Below are 18,356 nucleotides of genomic sequence, written 5' to 3'. Positions count from 1 at the left end.
ACAATTTTCAACAATGTAATCATAATCAGTTACAGGTGGTTCATAAGTCATGGTCAATCAACTCCTCCCATTTACGTCCTTGATAAACAGGTAATTCACCTAAAGAGTCCATGTTTTCAACAACATCGTCATCTTCTTCATCAACGTATTTTTTGTATACCCATCTCATTAAGTCTGCCATGAGTAATACTTTTCTGTCGGTTTTTTCGACAGTACATCTGATTCCTTTGTAAGTTGGGTCAGAACAGCAGTAAGTATCGTGGCTTACAATAGTGTTAGCCCATGGTCCTTTACAAATGAATACAGTTCCTTCGTGAGGTGCATCCCTTGAAACTGCACAGTTTACTACTACTTCACCGAAATCGGTTTTTACAAGTACAGTATCCCAGTTGTTTACACCTAATTTTGCCATATCTCTAGGATCCATGTAGCAAGTACCAGAAGCGTTTTTGTATTCTTCTTTTAAAGTGGATCCTCTTTTTTTACAAGCACCTTGGTAGATGTCAGATCCGGTGTTTAACATACATTTGAGAACATCAGTATTTCCTTCACCAGTAATTTTTACATCAGGCACTACAGGTTTTTCTAAATAAGTATTAGCATAATGCATATAATAATCCCCCTATTCTAACCATATAGCATTTACTGGGCAAAACATTTGACATGTTCCACACTTTTCACATTTTTCAGGACTAAAGAGTTTGATGAATCCGTTTTCTACCATCATAATAACTTCTTCAGTCTTAGCACCATTACCACCAGCATTTTCCGGACTGATAGCAGCATTTACAGGACATGCAATTACACAAATCCCGCATCCTAAACAATTATCTTGATTAACTTTAAGTTCCATCTAATCACCTAGTCTTTAATTGCATCTAAAGCTTCTTTCCAAGTAGTTGAGCTAATAGGTGTGTGGTCGATTTCAGTTCTTTTTACAGTAATTGCGCCGTTAGGACATGCTTTAGCACATGCTTTACATTTTACACAGTAGTCATTGTTTGCAATTACGTGTTCCATTCTGGAACCAGGACCTGAGGATACTGGGAATGCTAATGCATTACATCCACAAATATCTACACAAGCTCCACAAGCTTGACATTTTTCATCGTCGATTTCAATAGAACCTTCGAATGGTTTTTTGTGTTTAGCAGCATCGGTTGGACATACTCCTTCACACCATCCACAGAATACACAAAGTTCTGAGTCGATGACTGAGTTTCCTTTAACTGCAGCTTTTGCAGGGTCTAAGTCATATTCACCGTAGTTACATGCTCTACAAATTGCTTTGATAGCATTGGTAGGACAGGATTTTTTACATACTAAACAGTATACACAAGCATCTTTGTCAATGACAATAGATTCTTTTCCGGTTTCTTTATCTACGACGATTGCTTCTGCAGGACATAATTCTTCACATACACCACAGTAAATACATTCTTCATCATCTACATCGATTTCACCAGTTACTAAATCAGCACGGTCTGGTAAAACTCTTTCAATAACGATTGCATCACGAGGACATGCGATTTCACATCTTTTACAGTAAATACATTCATCATCATCAATTTCTGAGAAAGCGTTATAATGAGGATATGCTTCAATTTCTTTGATTGGAGTGCCGTCAATAGTTAATACTAATGCATCAACAGGACATAATCCACTGCACATACCACATAATACACATTTACTTTCGTCAATGCTTATTCTTTGAACATCAAAGTCTTCTTTGAAGTTTTGAGCAATCTTTTCGTGACCACTGAAGTATACGTCGTTAGAGATTCTGTGACGTGCGTCTACAGCAATTGCGTTTAAGGTAATTGCTTCAACAGGACAAGTTGATTCACAAATCCCACAACCTAAACATACATGGTCATTGAAAGACAAGTTTCTGACTTCTTCAGCAGATCTTGTAATGTCAAAGTTGTTATCTTTAACCTCTTTTAAATTTCTAATCATATTCAATCTCCAAAATTTTTATAGAATTAGTTGGGCAATCCTCGCTACATAGCTGACAACCGCAACATTGTATGGAGTCTGCATGCGCTTGCAATGATTCTAATTCAATAGCTTTCATCGTGCATGCATTTACACATAAGCCGCAACCAATACAGGAATCTTCTATAATTACTTCGAAATTTCTTTCTCTGCAAATATTCACAATTTTTCGACTCTGTTCTGGTTCCTCAAATATTGCCTCGGCCATCTTTAAAAAATCTTTGGGACACAGCTCGGTTATTGTTCTTGCAACGTCGATTGAGTTCCAAGATAAGTTTCTACCATTCAGATAATGTGATATGGTAGACCTGTCAACACCTAACTCGTCAGCAATTGCTTGATGACTTTCACCCGAATCTTTCAACTTGACCGCAGCCAAATATTTCAGACCAGATGCAATATGTTTCGGCATTTGAACCACCAATGTGTAATGATAACACATATGTTTTCTTATATAAATATAGTTGCCTACTAGAATTAAATAGGAACACTTATATATTACTGTGGGAATAGTACACAAAATTTTTTTCAAAAAGTAATCTAATAGCTTGAAATTACAGAATAAAAATTATACATTGTCATTATAATCATCAATGCATAAACTGAAAAAATATCAATCATATAATAGTTTAAAATCTTTAGACTATTGAAAAAGTGGAAATTTTACTCAAAATTATTATTACAAATATACTAAAAAAGTATTACAAAAATGATGAAAATGAGTAAAAAATTTTTGGCTTACCTAAAATGTGTAGTAACTACACATAAATCTTTTAGAAATTTTTAATTATTACGAATGCCTAATATTATAGTAGGGGAGAATATAATGAAAATAGTATCTATTGTAGGTAAGAAAAATACCGGAAAAACCTCACTAACCGTAAAGGTTATTGAAGAACTGACAAAAAGAGGATATAATGTTGCCTCAATCAAACACTCACACCACTCAATAGAGATGGACAAGGAAAATACGGACACCTGGAAACATAAACAGGCTGGAGCCAATCTTGTTGTGGGCGTCGGCTCAACTACATTCTTCAATGTGAAAAAAGAGCATGACCTCAATAGAATACTGTACATGTTAAAGCATTTTGATGATTTTGATTTTGTAGTCATCGAAGGCTATAAAAACTACAATTATCCAAAAATCATTACTTCTCCTGACGTTAGGGACGAATACACAATCAAAGAAGTCGATTCATTTACAATAGATGAAAAAGGCGTGGAAGAACTGGCTGACCTTATAGAAGACAGAGGCCATGACATTGTCGATACCCTATTTGCAAACAACTGCGGATACAACAACGGCGAAAGCATTGCCCGAGACATCCGAAAGGGTGAATTGAGCAGTGAAGATTTGGACAGTATCCAAAGCTATCTTTCAATCAACGGAAAGGTTGTAGGTCTAAACAGGTTTGTAAGCGATTATCTCAAGCAAAGCGTCCTTGGAGTAATCAGCACATTGAACCTTAAGGACTATGGCGTTGAAGATGTCGGAAAAGTCGAGCTGGTCATTCCAGACGAACCGGCACCGATTGAAACTGGCGAGAGAAATGCAACAGTCCTAGTCAATGACAAAGACCTTGAAATAAATCAGTTTACAAACAATATCATTTCAAATTCAATTACCGCAATGGTCAGCTCCCTTAAGACTGAAGGCAACATCAATACAATAGATATTGAAATAGACGGAATTGAAGATGAAAATGTGATGAATGCATATATTTCCCTTAAAACCAACGGAAAGTCAGTAGACATCAACAAGTTCAGCCGTGGAATTTTAAAGGAAACCGTCTTTGCGATTGTAAACTCCCTAAAAATTGATGAAAAAATTAAAAACATAAAAATTAAAGTGGAAGAATGATTATGGAAAATGTAGTAAAGGACAAGTATGAAAGACCTATTCTTTCACTAAGAATAACAATTACAAACAGATGTAACGAAAACTGTATTTACTGTCATCATGACGGAATGGTTTCATCCAAAGACGAAATGACTCCGGACGAGATACATACAATATGTAAAGTGGCCAAAAAGATAGGGGTTAGAAAAATCAGGCTTTCAGGCGGAGATCCACTGGTCAGGAAGGACATTGTCGAAATAGTTGAAAAGATAGCTAGCCTAGATTTCAAAGACATTTCCCTAACTACAAATGGAGTTCTTCTGGGAAAATATGCCAAAGACTTAAAGGATGCCGGACTTGACAGAATTAACGTAAGCCTGGATACACTGAATCCTGAAACCTATGAATTTGTAACAAAAAGGAACTATCTTGACAAGGCCAAAGAAGGTATTCTAAAAGCCGTTGAGGTAGGATTGTATCCCGTCAAAATCAATATGGTCATAATGAAGGACATCAATCAGGATGAAGTGAAGGATATGTTTGAATTCTGCAAGAAGAACAACATGGTGCTTCAGCTTATCGAACTTATAGAAAGTGAAAACTGTGACGATGACAAGTTCAATGCAGAATATCACTATTCATTGGATGAGCTTGAAAATAAGTTGGCTGATATAGCTGACGATGTAAGGGAACGTAAATTTATGCAAGGGCGTAAAAAATATTACATTAACGATGGCGAAATCGAGATAGTAAGACCCGTCGATAACTCCAGCTTTTGCGCAAGTTGCTCCAGATTAAGGGTAACACCTGACGGAAAAATAAAACCTTGCCTGCTTAGAAATGACAATCTTGTCGAACTGATTTCACACATAAGAAACGGTGAAAGCGAAGAAAAGCTGGAAGAAATTTTCATAAAAGGCATCAACAAACGTGAACCATTTAATCAGTAGCTTTTGATTAGGTGCCTGACCAATACCATCACCCAATATAAACTGCCATTACTGAGACAAGAATTAAAAATAATCTGAAATATGGATTAACTTTTTTTAAAAATAGAATTTGTATCACTGATTTTCGAAATTGAACGAAAAACAAGTAAATTTATGGTTTAAGATGGTTAAAAAAAAAGAAAAAATAATAAAGGTCAGATAACCAATATTATAATTTTTTAGCTTTGGATACGTGATCAGTGAATGGAAGTGGGTCATCACTACCCATACCTGGGATGTATCCGTAGATTTCTCTTACTTTGTTGTTTACGGTACTCCATACTTTAGCAACAGGGATTTCACATGGACATACTTCGGAACATTGACCACAGTTGGTACATGCGTCAACCATGTGTACTAAACGTGTTAAGTGGAAGAATGGAGCTGCAGGAGTGTATCCACCAGGTACCCATTCAGGACCTTCAGCTTCAAGACAGCAGTCTTCACAGAAACATAATGGACATGCTTCACGACAACCGTAACATTTCATACATTTGGAGAATTCGTCTTCGTATTGGTAGAATACATCGATGATGTCTCCAGTAGTACCTGCGTAATCAACATCTTTTTTAGCTTGAGATTCTTTAAGCATGAAGTTGTTGATGTTTTCTCTGATTTTAATACCTTTTTCTTCAGGTGCGGTAGTTTCGATTAAGCCAGCTTCAACGACTTTGTCGATTACTTCAGCACCAGTTTCGGAGAATACTTCTACGAAAGTAGCTTTTCCTGCTAAAGGACCGATAACTCCCCAGTTACCTAAAGCTAAGTCAGCGTTGGAAGGTATTTTGAGATTACATCTTTGACAGTTTTCTCTTCTACCCATGCCTTGTTCTTCTAATTCATCAATTTTGAAACCTTTTTCCCCGTCAGCAGTTTCCATGATGAGTTTACCTTTAGCAATTTCTTCTTTGATAACATCTTTAGGATCGAGTTCGTATACATCTCTAATCATGTTCATGGTAGGAACAGGTGACATAGTTCCTCCACAGTTTACACCAATCATAATTACGTTATCTTCGATGATTTTGCCTTTTTTCATTAATTCACGAATGGTCATTGCATCACAAGGTTTACATGCAACAGCGAGTTTCATGTCTCTTGCACCATCTAAGTATTTGGATACAAATTTAGCAATGTTTAAAGTACCACAGTGAATGGAACCTGCAGTTTTGATAACATCAGCAGGGTCAGTTACGAGAGTTGGTACACCATCATAAATATCGTGACCTTGAGTTACACCGACAACACCGTCAACGATACCTTCTTCTAATAAGTATTTCATGATAGTAGTTACTACTCCACCATATTCTCCTTTTTCTTTGATATCATCGATAGCAGAGTATGCATAACACATATCGTTAATTTTTGCGCTCATTTAAATCTACTCCCAATTTATTTACCTACAGTGGTAGTTGACATATCTTCAGCTTTTACTTCAGTGTCAGTACCTTCTTTGTAGAGTTCGTTTTTGATTTCTACTTTTTCATCGAATTTTTCTACTTGGATAGCACAAGCTTTTAATTCAACCATTTTAGATTTAGGGTCGAAAGAGTCAGAGTTGGTTAATACGTTAGCAGCACATTCTGCGAAGTGCATTGGAATGTTTACGATACCTTCTCTGATATCATCAGTTACACGTGCAGGAATAGCGATTTCTCCTCTTCTGGAGAATGCTCTTACAACTTCGTTGTTTAAGATTCCTCTAGCTTCTGCATCTTTAGTGTTGATTTCGATGAATCCGGTTTTTACCTCATTGGATAAGGTTTCACATCTTCTGGTCATTGCTGCGTGGTAGTGGAACAATACTCTAGTAGTTGTTAATAATAATGGGTATTCTTCATCTACGGTTTCAACAGGTCCTTTGTGTTCTAATGCTTGGAAGACACCTAAACCATCAGGGTGTGCGAATTTTTCTTTGTGCATTAATGGTTGACATGGGTCGTCTTCGGAAGGACAAGGCCAGTGGAGTGCTTCAGGAGTGTCTAATCTTTCACGGTTCATACCAGCCATGATTGGAGCACATTCTCTGATTTCTTCAAAGATTTCTTCAGCAGATTCGTAGTGGAATAATGGTCTTGGTACGCCCATTCTAACTGCGATTTCTTCCATAATTTTCCAATCTAATCTTGCGCCTTCAGGTGGTTCTTGAGCTTTGTGTAAGCATTGAACTCTTCTTTCACCACTGGTGAAAGTACCTTCTTGTTCACCCCAACCTGCTGCAGGTAATACTACGTCAGCACATTGTGCGGTATCGGTTAAGAAACATTCTTGTACAACTAACATTTCTAAGTTAGCAAGTGCTTCTTTGGTGTGAGCTACATCAGCATCAGAGAGAACTGGGTCTTCCCCGTGGATGTATAATACTTTTAAGTCACCAGCGTGAGCAGCATTCATCATTTCAACTAAAGTTAATCCAGGAGTGGTTGGTAAGTTTACTTCGTAACCTTCTCCACTGTAGTAGTCGTTGAACCATGCAGTAGTTTCTGGATCTTTAACTTTTCTGTATCCTACGTAATCGGAAGGTAATGCACCCATATCACAAGCACCTTGTACGTTGTTTTGTCCTCTTAATGGGTTAACACCAGTACCTTGTCTACCAATGTTACCAGTTAACATTGCAAGGTTTGCAGTGGACATTACGTTGTCAGCACCGTGAGAGTGTTCAGTAATACCTAATGAGTATACGATAGCAGCTTTGTCAGCAGATGCGTATTCAACAGCTAAGTGTTCGATTACTTCAGGTTTGATACCAGTAATTTCAGAAGCCATGTCTAAGTCGTATTTTTGTACAACTTCTTTCATTTCTTCGTAACCTTTGGTTCTGTTTGCGATGAATTCATCATCTTGTAATCCTTTGTCGATGATGACTTTAATCATAGCGTTCATTAAAGCTACGTCAGTACCAGTTTCAAATTGTACATATTCATCTGCGATTTTAGCAGTAGGAGTAAATCTTGGGTCTAATACAACTAATTTAGCACCATTTTGTTTAGCTTGAATCATTTTACGTCCAAACAATGGGTGTGCTTCCATGTTGTTTGATCCAATACAGAAGATGTAGTCTGCTTCTTTAATACTGTCGAATCCGTTGGTCATAGCACCGGAACCGAAAGTAGTAGCTAATCCAGCTACAGTAGGACCGTGACAAATACGTGCACAGTGGTCTACGTTTTGAGTACCACAAGCTACTCTTGCTAATTTTTGAGTAATGTAAATATTTTCGTTAGGTGAACGAGCACATGCGTAGAATCCAACTTTGTTAGGATCTTCGTCAGATACTTCTTTGAGTTTGTTAGCAACTAAGTCTAATGCTTCATCCCAAGAAGCTTCTCTAAATTCACCGTTTTCTTTTATTAAAGGAGTAGTTAATCTGTCTTCCCTATTAATAAATTGATATCCAAAGTTACCTTTTGGACATACTTTACCCTCATTTACAGGGTGTCTTTTTAAAGGTTCTACACCAACAATTTTTTCGTCTTTTACAACGAAGTTGAGTCCACAACCAGTACCACAGTAAGGACAGATTGTTGGAACATATTTTATTTCAACCATTTTATAATCTCCAAAATATATTATATATTAAATAAATAGTTAAAAAGAAGCTATAAAAGCTTCTTTAAATTTTAAATTTACTAGCTTATTCTTTAAGGTAGGTAAACCAGTAGATACAAGCTACGAATATTGCACCACCAACGATGTTACCAAGAGTTACTGGAATTAAGTTATTTACAATAATAGTACTCCAGTTAACACCTTCAGCTCCTAAGAACATACCTAATGGTATGAAGAACATGTTTGCAACACTGTGCTCAAATCCGATGGTTACGAAAGCCATAATTGGGAACCAAATACCAAAGATTTTACCAATGATATCATCAGATGCGTTAGCTAACCATACAGCTAGACATACCAACCAGTTACAACCAATAGCTTTAATGAAAGCTACATCGAAACTCATACCAACCTTACCAGTTGCTACTTTGATTGCACCTGCTTGAATAGCTGGATCGGAAGTGATGATTCCACCCATAAATGCAAGAACGTATGCAACGAATAATGCACCTACGAAGTTGAATAACCAACTTATTACCCAATTTTTAGCGAGTCCGCCTACAGAAGCGGTACCATCTAATACTCCGATGGTCATGAACATTACGTTACCAGTAAATAATTCAGAACCAGCGAGTACTACAATAATCAAACCTACAGGGAACACTGCACCGAATACAAATTTGGATAAACCAACTGGTAGACCGGCAGCGACCATACCTGCATTAGCGACTTCAGCTAATAAACCTCCAAATGCGATGTATGCTCCTGCTAAAAAAGAAAGCAAAATCACATTAACAATATTTGCAGAGTTTTTTGCGCCAGCAGTTGCAGAAATTGCTTTTGCTGTTTCTACTGGGCTTTTAAAAGATGAACTCATATTATCAACCTCTTTATCCCTTTTTTTATAATTTTTTATAATACTAATGAATCCCACCTAAATAGTTCAAAGTATTATGAGTATTATTATATCTTTTAATATATAAAAAGGGTTTGTTATTGAAGCCTAAAAGAAATACTTAAATAGGAGAACCAATTAATATATAATTGTAATGATAAATCATTATAGATTATTTGTCATATCGATAATGGCAACTATTTTTTTAAAAATAACCTCACCAATTATTAATTCTTATTAAATAAAATGAAAAATTATTTAGAAATTAAATAGGGCAATTTAAAATCTTCTTTTAACAAAAACAATATTATTAACTATTTCAAAAAAATATGAACTGAACTTTATTTCATATCATATATTTATATATTATGAAAAAATTAACGTTTGAAACAAATTCAAAACAAGGAATAGAAAAGCCACATGAATATTATTCGAATAATAACGAACAAAAAGTAACTCCATATAAAATTGGATAAAAAATTTAGTGCAATTTTGAAATTCAATCAAAATCCGCACTATTCCCATGTACATATTTAGGCAATGACATGTGCCAACTTCACCTAAACCACATATCCGATATCCCACATATCAAATCTATTTGAGTAAAAAAATATGCAATATAAGCATTCAACATAGTGATTTTGGCAAACTAGCGCAAATTAAAAAGTAAAGCAACAAATAAGCAATATTAAATCCATATCACTAATAAGCATTATCGATATGAATATGAAGTACATTAAGACGTTGAAAAAATGAAATTTAGCATTCAAGTATAGTGCATTACCTGCCACCAGATGCACATATAATATAATATTATTATAATAATCAAGACAACACAACATATTATATAATGGAGAGTGAAGCATGAAAATAGAAGAAATTGATGCAATAAACTACAAAAATGGAATTGCTACAGACGCAAAGGAAAAAGTAGTCAAAGACGAAACAATCACCCTGACAATAAACGGAGATATCAGCCGCAGCCTATCTGCAATTGAGGATTCACTTGAAGAATTTGCAGTGGGATACCTGTTCAATGAAAACATGGTCAATTCCATGGATGCAATCAAGGAGATCAAAGTTGAAGGCACACAGATCAATGCTGAAATCGACGACACCCTGCTTAAGACAAACGAAACAGTACTCTGTTCCGATTCTGCAGGAGGATGGCGAAGCAAAATCAAGAATGTGACCCCTGTCGAATCAGATTTTCAGGTCAAAGTGGAGGAACTGATTTCAAGAATTGAAGAACTGAAAGACAATGCCGAAATCTGGCAGGCAACCGGAGGAACACATGTTGCAGGAATCGTCTATAAAAATCAGTTTGTCGTAAAAGAAGATGTAAGCCGCCACGTTGCAGTGGACAAGGTAATCGGTTATGGACTATTGCATGATTTCGACCTGTCACAGTCATATGTCATCTACAGTGGGAGAATGCCTGCAGACATGGTCATAAAAATGACAAGGGCAGGAGTTCCGATACTTGCATCAAATGCAGCACCGGCAAATTCAGGATACAATATTGCAAAAAAAGGAAATATCACATTGGTCGGCTTTTTAAGAGGCCAAAGATGCAATATCTATAATAATCAAAATAGAGTAATTTTTTAATTACTCTAAAACAGTATGTCTTGCTTTCAAATCACTTTCGGTCTGTTCCATTTTTTCCATCAATTCGGAAACAATGGCATCAAGGAATACCAAAGTGGTAAGTTCAAAAGCAGTACCTAAAGGAGTTAGGGAAGTATAATTTCCATGGATTTGACGTTTCATATAGTTTTCATCATCAACTTCTTTTTTGGTTCTTCCCTTAACAAGAAGATGGCCATCAGCCAATTGACCTAAAGTTGAATCAGGATAGGAAGTAACCGCCAAAACTTTTGAACCTCTATTTTTAGCTATTTTAGCTGCAGAAACAATAGTATTGGTTTCACCAGAACCTGAAATTGCAACTATACAATCATCCGCATTTATAGCTGGAGAAATGGTTTCGCCAACAACATAAGAGCTCAATCCCAAATGCATTAATCTCATTGCAAATGCTTTAGCTGCAAGTCCTGAACGTCCAGCTCCAGTAACGAAAATATTATTAGCGTCAATAATCATATTTTCAAATTTATCTATTGTTTTTTCATCTAAAAACTCTTCTGCACTTTCAATATTATCCAATATAGCCTTAATAGAAGTTTTCATTATTTCCATTTTATCTAATTCCCGAAATACTTAACTAATTATATATTGCAAACAATTTTATAAATAATTAATGTAGAATTTAATATATATTATACATTATAAAAAAAATTTCATAATATAAAGTTGGATATGACAATGAAATTCAAAAGCACAGGACTCATAAGCATTGAAATCGATGGGAAAATATATGACTACAAACTTTTTAAAAGTCTGGAATCATTAAACAGAACAAAATCCCAAAGAAAATCTGCAAAGGAACTGAACATTTCACACACCGTTTTTAACAGAAGACTGCTTAAGGCCGAAGAGAAGTTAGGTTTGAAAATAACCCAAAAGATAGGAAACGGAACATTATTGACCGAAGCCGGAATCGACCTGCTTAACGAGTTCAGGAAATACAGCATTCAGATTGAAAAGACATCCAACATCAACATAGCCGGAGGACATATCAGTTCTGGGCTTTTGGAAAGCATCACAAAGTCATTCAATATAAACGTCTACAGCAGCAGCGACAAGGATGCATTCGAACTTGCAAAAAGAGGGGCAGTGGACATCCTGACCCTTGACGATCCGCTGCTTGCCTATGAACTGAACATTGACTTTACTCCAATAGCCTATGACTACCTTGTTCTGATTTCCAGCCCAAATTCCAAAGAGATTACAAGCATCAACGATTTGGAGGGTCTTGAATTCGTCAATGTGGAAGGTTCTGCCCAGAGGCTTGCATGGAACAGTCTTGAACATTATGACATTAATTATTCATTGAAAAAAACCGTGAATTCCCAATTTGACGCTTTCAAACTGGTGAAAAATTCAGAAAATCTGCATAGCTTTTTGAATGCCAGCTTTTTCAAAGGAAATGACATTTTAAAATTCGACACCCGACATGTAATCAGCCTGATTAAGGTAAACGAAGATAAACCCGAAGTTGACGAATATATTGATTTTATACTGAATGATGGGCAAAAGGCTATCGAAAACCAGGGATTCACATTAATCTAATTATTAGTTATCAAATGCTCACGGGCAAGAAAAATTAATACATATAATAATATATTAACATGCACTCATATGACTCTATGAAATATCATATGCACACCGATATGATATTTCAAAACATTAAATAATGATAAAAACTAATATTAAAATGAAATATTAAAAGGCGATTATTATGGCGAAAAACAGAGATTTACTAGCAATTGGTCACTCTGCTCATGATTATATAATTAGAGTAGCTGAATTTCCTAAAGCTAACTTTTCAGCACCAATCACCAATATGAAAACATTCAATGGTGGAGCTGCAGCTAACGTGGCGTGTGTTGGAGCAAACTTAGGATTGAAGACATCATTGGTTTCCGCAGTTGGCGGAGATTTCAAAAAAACCGAATATTATGAACACATGCAGGATTTAGGTATCGACACTGATTCACTAATCATTGTTCCGGGCGAAGCAACACCTACCGCATTTGTCCTAACCGACGACAATGAGGATCAAATCAGCTACTTCTATTGGGGTGCTGCACGTGAATTTGCAGAAAGCAAAGTTCCTACATCTGCAATCAAGAATGCAGAAGCTGTTCACCTTGCAACCGGCGACCCTGATTTCAACTGGAAATGTTCCGAAGAAGCAAAAAATGAAGATTTGCTCGTTTCATTTGACCCTGGTCAGGACTTGGGAATGTATGATACCAAAAAACTGAAGGATGTCATTGAAAATACCACAATTCTTTTTGGAAATCATCATGAAATCGAAAGGATTCTGGATGCTCTTGAAACCGACTTGAACGGTCTTCGCGAAATGGGTCCGAAGATAATTGTTAAGACCTGCGGAGCAAATGGCAGTGAAATTTACTCCAGTGAAGATAAAATCAAGATTGATGCAATAACCAGAGAAGCTGTTGACCCAACCGGAGCAGGTGATTCCTACAGAGCAGGATTCCTGTCAAGATTCTTAAACGGTGAATCTTTAGAAGCATCAGCAAAATTCGCATCATCCGTTTCATCATTTATTGTTGAACAGCAAGGATGTCAAACCAACATGCCTAGCTTTGACGATGCATTTGAAAGAATGAATGGATTCTACTAATTCCATTCCTTTTACTATTTTTAAAGTGAACTTTATTTTTCTCAATAATGCTTTAATCTTGATATAGAAAATTTACTTAACTTATTTTTTAAAAAAAACTTTAAATACATCAAATCAAATAGAATTAACCAACAATCCTATTAATTTAAATAGTATTAAATAAAAATAACTCATTATCAATTTATTATGAGAATATTTTAAATTAAAATTGACTGTTATAAATCTCAATTGAGGGATGATTTAAGATGACACAAATTAGTGATGCAAAAAAAGGTATATTAACCGATGAAATGAAACATGTAGCAAAAATTGAAGGTGTTTCAGAAGATTTTATTTTAAGGTCCGTTGCTAACGGAACCATAGTAATTCCAGGAAACGTAAACAGAGACATAGATGCAGCAGGTATCGGTGCAGGACTCAGAACAAAAGTAAATGCAACCGTAGGTACCTCAACAGACATCGTTAACTTTGATGAGGAAGTTGAAAAAGCACAAATTGCAATCGACAACGGTGCAGACTGTTTAATGGAATTGAGTATCGGCGGAGATTTGGATGTAATAAGAAACAGAGTATTGGACATGTCCCCATTACCTGTAGGATCCGTACCGGTTTATCAGGCAGCTATCGAAAGCATCAGAAGAGACGGCTCTGTAATTTACATGACTGAAGATGATTTATTCAACACCATCGAAAAACAAGCAAAAGATGGTATTGACTTTATGGCAATCCACAGTAGTATCAATATTGAAACCTTGACCAGACTCAAAAGGCAAGGCCGTGTAACCGGACTTGTATCCCGTGGAGGATCATTTATGTCCGGATGGATTGTTGAAAACGAAAAAGAAAATCCGTTATACGAAAACTTCGATTACGTTTTAGAAATCGCAAAAGAACATGATGTTGTTCTTTCACTCGCTAACGGTATGAGAGCAGGATCAATTGCCGATTCAACAGACAGGGCTCAAATCCAAGAATTGATCATTTTAGGAGAATTAATCGACAGATCCCGTGAAGCTGGAGTACAATGTATGATCGAAGGACCAGGACACATTCCAATCAATGAAATTCCAACAAACGTAATGATTCAAAAGAAAATGTGTTCCAACGCTCCTTTCTACATGTTAGGTCCTATTGTATGTGATGTAGCACCAGGTTACGACCACATCGTGTCTGCAATCGGTGCAGCATCTTCAGCAAAAGCCGGAGCAGACTTCATCTGTTACGTAACTCCTGCAGAACACCTTGCTCTTCCTAACCCGGATGACGTAAGGGAAGGTGTAATAGCTACCAAAATAGGAGCTTATGCTGGAGACTTAGCAACCGGCCAAATCGATGGTTCACAGGATTTAGCAATGGCTGAAGCAAGAAAAACTCTCGATTGGGAAGCACAATATGCTTGTGCAATGTTCCCTGAAGCTGCACGTGCAAAAAGAGACCAAAGACCTCCTGAAGAAGAAGACACCTGTACCATGTGCGGTAACTTCTGTGCAGTAAAAATCGTTAACGAATGGTTGGATCAATCCGATTCAGACTTAATCAAATAGATATTTCAATATCTATTCTCTTTTTTTATTTTACTATTATCAAACGTGACTTCTATAAATTTAGAAGATAAAATTTAACTTATTTTCAATATCAAATATTCCACTTTCAAATCAATTTTACAAATCTACATCAATCTTATTAAATAACTTCAATTTTAAAAATTAGCTTTAAAATAACTTAAATACTTAAATAATAGTTTTTAAGACATTGATTAAAGAAAATATTTATATATAATTAAAATTATAGTAATAATTAGCCAATATAGTTAATTTTTTGAAAGGTGGAAAAAATGTATAACAATATGACTGAAAACCAAACCATTGACTATGATTCAAAAATCATCCCCAAAATTAAAGAAATGATTAATGAAGGATTTGACAAATTAAAATCCCTCGCCAAAGTAGAATCTAAAAAAAAATCACCAAAAACCCAAATTTTAAATTATATGAAGAATTGGAAAAAAAATTTGATGAAATTTCATTCAAATTAAAAGAATTGAAATTATGCAATGAATACATTTATTTTCTTTTAATTTCTGACTACATTCTATATATTGTTCATCGAAATTCTATTGATTCAAATTTTGGACATTGCGACCTTGCTATAGAATTATTAGATTTTTTCATGGAGATATTTACCACAAATGTAAATTTTTATAATAACTCATTAAAAATAACAGATGAAGAATTTGAAACATTGAAAATCCATTTTAAAAAACAGTATTGGAAATATCGCTCACAGTTCTATTGCGATATCTATCAACCAACAGGAGATTTCAGTGAAGAGGAAATGTATGAAATTCACAAAAGTCTAAGATCATTTAGATTATCAATCTTCACCTAAATAGTATTAACCATTGCTAGTGTTAATGTTAAAATATCATCACCACATATAATATTAATTAAGGTGATATGATGGAATCGGTTGAAGACGCTTCTAAAGAAGAACTGATTGAAACATTAAAGGAAAAAGATACAAAAACTGAAGAACTGCTTCAAAAAGTCAGGGAACTTGAAAAAGAACAATTAAAAACAAATGTCAGCAATCGCCAACTGGAAGGTAAGATAAAAGAGCTGAAAGGTGAAATCAACTCCTTCAAGAAAAATCCACTAATCCTTGCAACAATTACAGAAGTATTCGACAACAACCAGGTTGGAATTAAAGGCAATGTAGGCCACGAATTTCTTGTAAACTATCCCAAGTCAATTAACACCGATTCGCTTGAACCCGGAGCAAGAGTAGCTTTAAATCAGAACACATTGACAGTTGTTAACGTATTTCCAAAAAAGAAAGATGAAAACATTACTGCAATGGAAATTGAAGACCGTCCAAACATTACATATGATGACATCGGAGGGCTCAAATACCAAATTGTCGAGTTGAGGGAAACCGTTGAGCTTCCAATCAAGCATCCCGAAATATTTGAGGAAATAGGAATAGACCCTCCAAAGGGAATATTGTTGTACGGACCTCCGGGAACCGGTAAGACTTTGCTTGCAAAGGCAGTGGCCAACGAAACAAATGCACGATTCATCAAACTCGTTGCATCGGAATTCGTCAACAAGTATCTCGGCGAAGGTTCAAGATATGTACGCGAAGTCTTTGAGCTTGCACGGGAAAAGACACCAGCAATAATATTCATCGATGAGATAGATGCAATCGGGACAAAGAGAATGGGAGATACAAGCGGAGCCGACAGGGAAGTTCAAAGAACTCTTATGCAGCTATTGGCTGAACTTGACGGATTTGAATCAAGAGGAGACATCGGCATAATCGGCGCTACAAACCGTCCGGACATATTGGATGATGCACTTTTAAGGCCAGGCAGATTCGACAGGACCATCGAGGTGCCGAATCCATCTGCAAAGGGTCGAAGACACATACTTGAAATCCACACGCAAAGAATGAAAGTCGATGAGAATATCGACTTTGACAAGATCAGTGAAATTACCGTAGGATTTTCAGGAGCAGACCTGAAAGCCGTCTGTACCGAAGCCGGAATGTTTGCAATCAGAAACAACCGCAAAAAAGTCATAACCAAGGATTTCCTGGATGCAATCGACAAACTCCTGGAAAACATTAAACAAATAATTTAACAGAGGCGCAAACTATGACCAACAACAATACACCAAAATCAGAAATTACAGAAATGAACCACAAATTGCGAAATTTGGAAAAGGACAATCTTTTCTTAAAAATAGAAAACGAAAAACAGGAATACAAAATCAGGAAACTTCAAGAGGAAATTAAAACATTAAAAAAGATTCCGCAAATTCTTGCAACAGTCGTGGACAGACTTGATGAGGATAAAGTGGCAATCAGAGGAACTGTAGGCCATACCTTAATCGTTGGTTTTCCCGAAACTATCGACGGAGATTTACTTGTTCCAGGAGCCAGAGTGGCGCTGAATGAGCATACCATGTCCATTGTCGAAGTCTATCCAGATGAAAAAGACGCTGAAGTTAAAGCAATGGAAATAGAAGAAAAGCCCGATGCAGATTACGGAGACATAGGAGGATTGGAAAGCCAGATTACAGAAATTAAAGAAACTGTAGAGCTTCCACTAAAACATCCTGAAATATTTGAAGAAATAGGAATAGACCCTCCAAAGGGAATTCTCTTAAAAGGACCTCCAGGAACTGGAAAGACTTTGCTTGCAAAGGCAGTGGCCAACGAAACGAACGCAACGTTCATCAAGCTTGTTGCATCCGAATTCGTCAACAAGTTTCTTGGAGAAGGTGCAAGGTATGTTCGAGAAGTTTTTGAGCTTGCACGTGAAAAAACCCCTGCAATAATATTCATTGACGAGATAGATGCAATCGGAACCAGAAGAACTGAAAGCCATACCGGCGGTGAAAGGGAAGTTCACAGAACATTGATGCAGTTGCTGGCGGAACTTGACGGATTTGACCAGAGAGGAGATGTTGGAATAATAGCTGCAACAAACCGACCAGACATTTTGGATGAGGCGCTATTGAGACCAGGCAGATTCGACAGGACAATCGAAGTTCCACTTCCAAACGAGGAAAGCAGAAAGGACATCCTCAAAATCCACACAAAGAAAATGAACCTTGATGAGGAACTTGACTTTGACAGGCTGAGTGCCTCAACAGATGGGCTTTCAGGTGCTGATTTGAAGGCCATATGTACCGAAGCCGGAATGTTTGCAATCAGGGCGAATCGCAGAAAAGTAATTCAAAACGATTTCATGAAATCCATTGAAAAAATGATGAAGTTAAACTAATCTTTTTATAT

General features: G+C 36.3%; 16 protein-coding genes. 8 read left to right on the top strand and 8 right to left on the bottom strand.

The window, feature by feature from the left end:
* Positions 1–40: 40 nt before the first annotated feature.
* Genes UIB65_RS06010 through UIB65_RS05995 form a run of 4 tightly spaced genes read right to left on the bottom strand, consistent with a single transcriptional unit; the run spans position 41 to position 2,422 of the window.
* Positions 41–610, bottom strand: coding sequence for a molybdopterin dinucleotide binding domain-containing protein (locus tag UIB65_RS06010; RefSeq protein WP_296894807.1), 570 nt, complete (start codon positions 608–610; stop codon positions 41–43).
* Positions 611–622: 12 nt separating this feature from the next.
* Positions 623–853 carry a 4Fe-4S binding protein gene (locus UIB65_RS06005; protein ID WP_067040044.1) on the bottom strand — a complete coding sequence of 77 codons (231 nt, stop codon included), beginning with the start codon at positions 851–853 and terminating at the stop codon, positions 623–625.
* 8 nt (positions 854–861) lie between these two features.
* Positions 862–1,959: a tungsten-dependent formylmethanofuran dehydrogenase subunit FwdF gene (fwdF, locus tag UIB65_RS06000; protein ID WP_330040250.1), complete on the bottom strand. Its 1,098-nt coding sequence runs from the start codon at positions 1,957–1,959 to the stop codon at positions 862–864.
* Positions 1,952–2,422 (bottom strand): 4Fe-4S binding protein, encoded by a 471-nt coding sequence (locus UIB65_RS05995; protein ID WP_330040251.1) that lies wholly within the window; start codon positions 2,420–2,422, stop codon positions 1,952–1,954. The genes fwdF and UIB65_RS05995 overlap by 8 nt, the downstream gene beginning before the upstream one ends.
* Positions 2,423–2,824: 402 nt before the next feature.
* On the opposite strand from UIB65_RS05995, the gene mobB reads away from it, so the two are divergent.
* On the top strand, positions 2,825–3,862 hold the full coding sequence (gene mobB / locus UIB65_RS05990; RefSeq protein WP_330040249.1) for a molybdopterin-guanine dinucleotide biosynthesis protein B: 1,038 nt from the start codon (positions 2,825–2,827) through the stop codon (positions 3,860–3,862).
* A complete protein-coding gene (gene moaA, locus UIB65_RS05985) occupies positions 3,859–4,791 on the top strand; it encodes a GTP 3',8-cyclase MoaA (protein WP_330040248.1) in 933 nt (310 codons plus the stop codon). Before mobB ends, moaA begins: the two co-directional genes overlap by 4 nt.
* Before the next feature lie 208 nt (positions 4,792–4,999).
* Here the strand turns inward: moaA and UIB65_RS05980 are convergent, their stop codons facing one another.
* The 3 genes from UIB65_RS05980 to UIB65_RS05970 all read right to left on the bottom strand — a co-directional run bounded on the left by UIB65_RS05980 (position 5,000) and on the right by UIB65_RS05970 (position 9,259).
* The gene (locus UIB65_RS05980) at positions 5,000–6,205 is read right to left on the bottom strand and encodes a Coenzyme F420 hydrogenase/dehydrogenase, beta subunit C-terminal domain (RefSeq protein WP_330040246.1); all 1,206 of its coding nucleotides are present in this window, start codon (positions 6,203–6,205) and stop codon (positions 5,000–5,002) included.
* Positions 6,206–6,222: 17 nt separating this feature from the next.
* Positions 6,223–8,382, bottom strand: coding sequence for a formate dehydrogenase subunit alpha (gene fdhF / locus UIB65_RS05975; protein WP_330040245.1), 2,160 nt, complete (start codon positions 8,380–8,382; stop codon positions 6,223–6,225).
* 85 nt (positions 8,383–8,467) lie between these two features.
* The gene (locus UIB65_RS05970; RefSeq protein WP_330040243.1) at positions 8,468–9,259 is read right to left on the bottom strand and encodes a formate/nitrite transporter family protein; all 792 of its coding nucleotides are present in this window, start codon (positions 9,257–9,259) and stop codon (positions 8,468–8,470) included.
* Between the two features lie 882 nt (positions 9,260–10,141).
* Between UIB65_RS05970 and fdhD the strand changes: the two genes are divergently transcribed.
* A complete protein-coding gene (fdhD, locus tag UIB65_RS05965) occupies positions 10,142–10,888 on the top strand; it encodes a formate dehydrogenase accessory sulfurtransferase FdhD (RefSeq protein ID WP_330040242.1) in 747 nt (248 codons plus the stop codon).
* Here the strand turns inward: fdhD and hxlB are convergent, their stop codons facing one another.
* Positions 10,889–11,479: a 6-phospho-3-hexuloisomerase gene (gene hxlB, locus UIB65_RS05960; RefSeq protein ID WP_330040240.1), complete on the bottom strand. Its 591-nt coding sequence runs from the start codon at positions 11,477–11,479 to the stop codon at positions 10,889–10,891. It lies immediately after the preceding gene.
* Between the two features lie 126 nt (positions 11,480–11,605).
* Here hxlB and UIB65_RS05955 point away from each other — a divergent pair, with 126 nt between their 5' ends.
* From UIB65_RS05955 to UIB65_RS05935, 5 genes are all read left to right on the top strand, one after another.
* Complete coding sequence (locus UIB65_RS05955; RefSeq protein ID WP_330040239.1) at positions 11,606–12,472, top strand: LysR family transcriptional regulator; 867 nt, start codon at positions 11,606–11,608, stop codon at positions 12,470–12,472.
* Between the two features lie 169 nt (positions 12,473–12,641).
* On the top strand, positions 12,642–13,556 hold the full coding sequence (locus tag UIB65_RS05950) for a carbohydrate kinase family protein (protein ID WP_330040238.1): 915 nt from the start codon (positions 12,642–12,644) through the stop codon (positions 13,554–13,556).
* A 245-nt stretch (positions 13,557–13,801) separates the two neighbouring features.
* Positions 13,802–15,100 (top strand): phosphomethylpyrimidine synthase, encoded by a 1,299-nt coding sequence (gene thiC, locus UIB65_RS05945; protein ID WP_292880951.1) that lies wholly within the window; start codon positions 13,802–13,804, stop codon positions 15,098–15,100.
* Positions 15,101–16,012: 912 nt separating this feature from the next.
* On the top strand, positions 16,013–17,197 hold the full coding sequence (locus UIB65_RS05940) for a proteasome-activating nucleotidase (protein WP_330040235.1): 1,185 nt from the start codon (positions 16,013–16,015) through the stop codon (positions 17,195–17,197).
* Positions 17,198–17,211: 14 nt separating this feature from the next.
* On the top strand, positions 17,212–18,345 hold the full coding sequence (locus tag UIB65_RS05935; protein ID WP_330040234.1) for a proteasome-activating nucleotidase: 1,134 nt from the start codon (positions 17,212–17,214) through the stop codon (positions 18,343–18,345).
* Positions 18,346–18,356: the final 11 nt, after the last annotated feature.

This window comes from Methanobrevibacter sp. (genome assembly GCF_036307625.1).
Taxonomy (GTDB): Archaea; Methanobacteriota; Methanobacteria; order Methanobacteriales; family Methanobacteriaceae; genus Methanocatella.
This window is presented reverse-complemented; position numbering and strand designations above follow the sequence as displayed.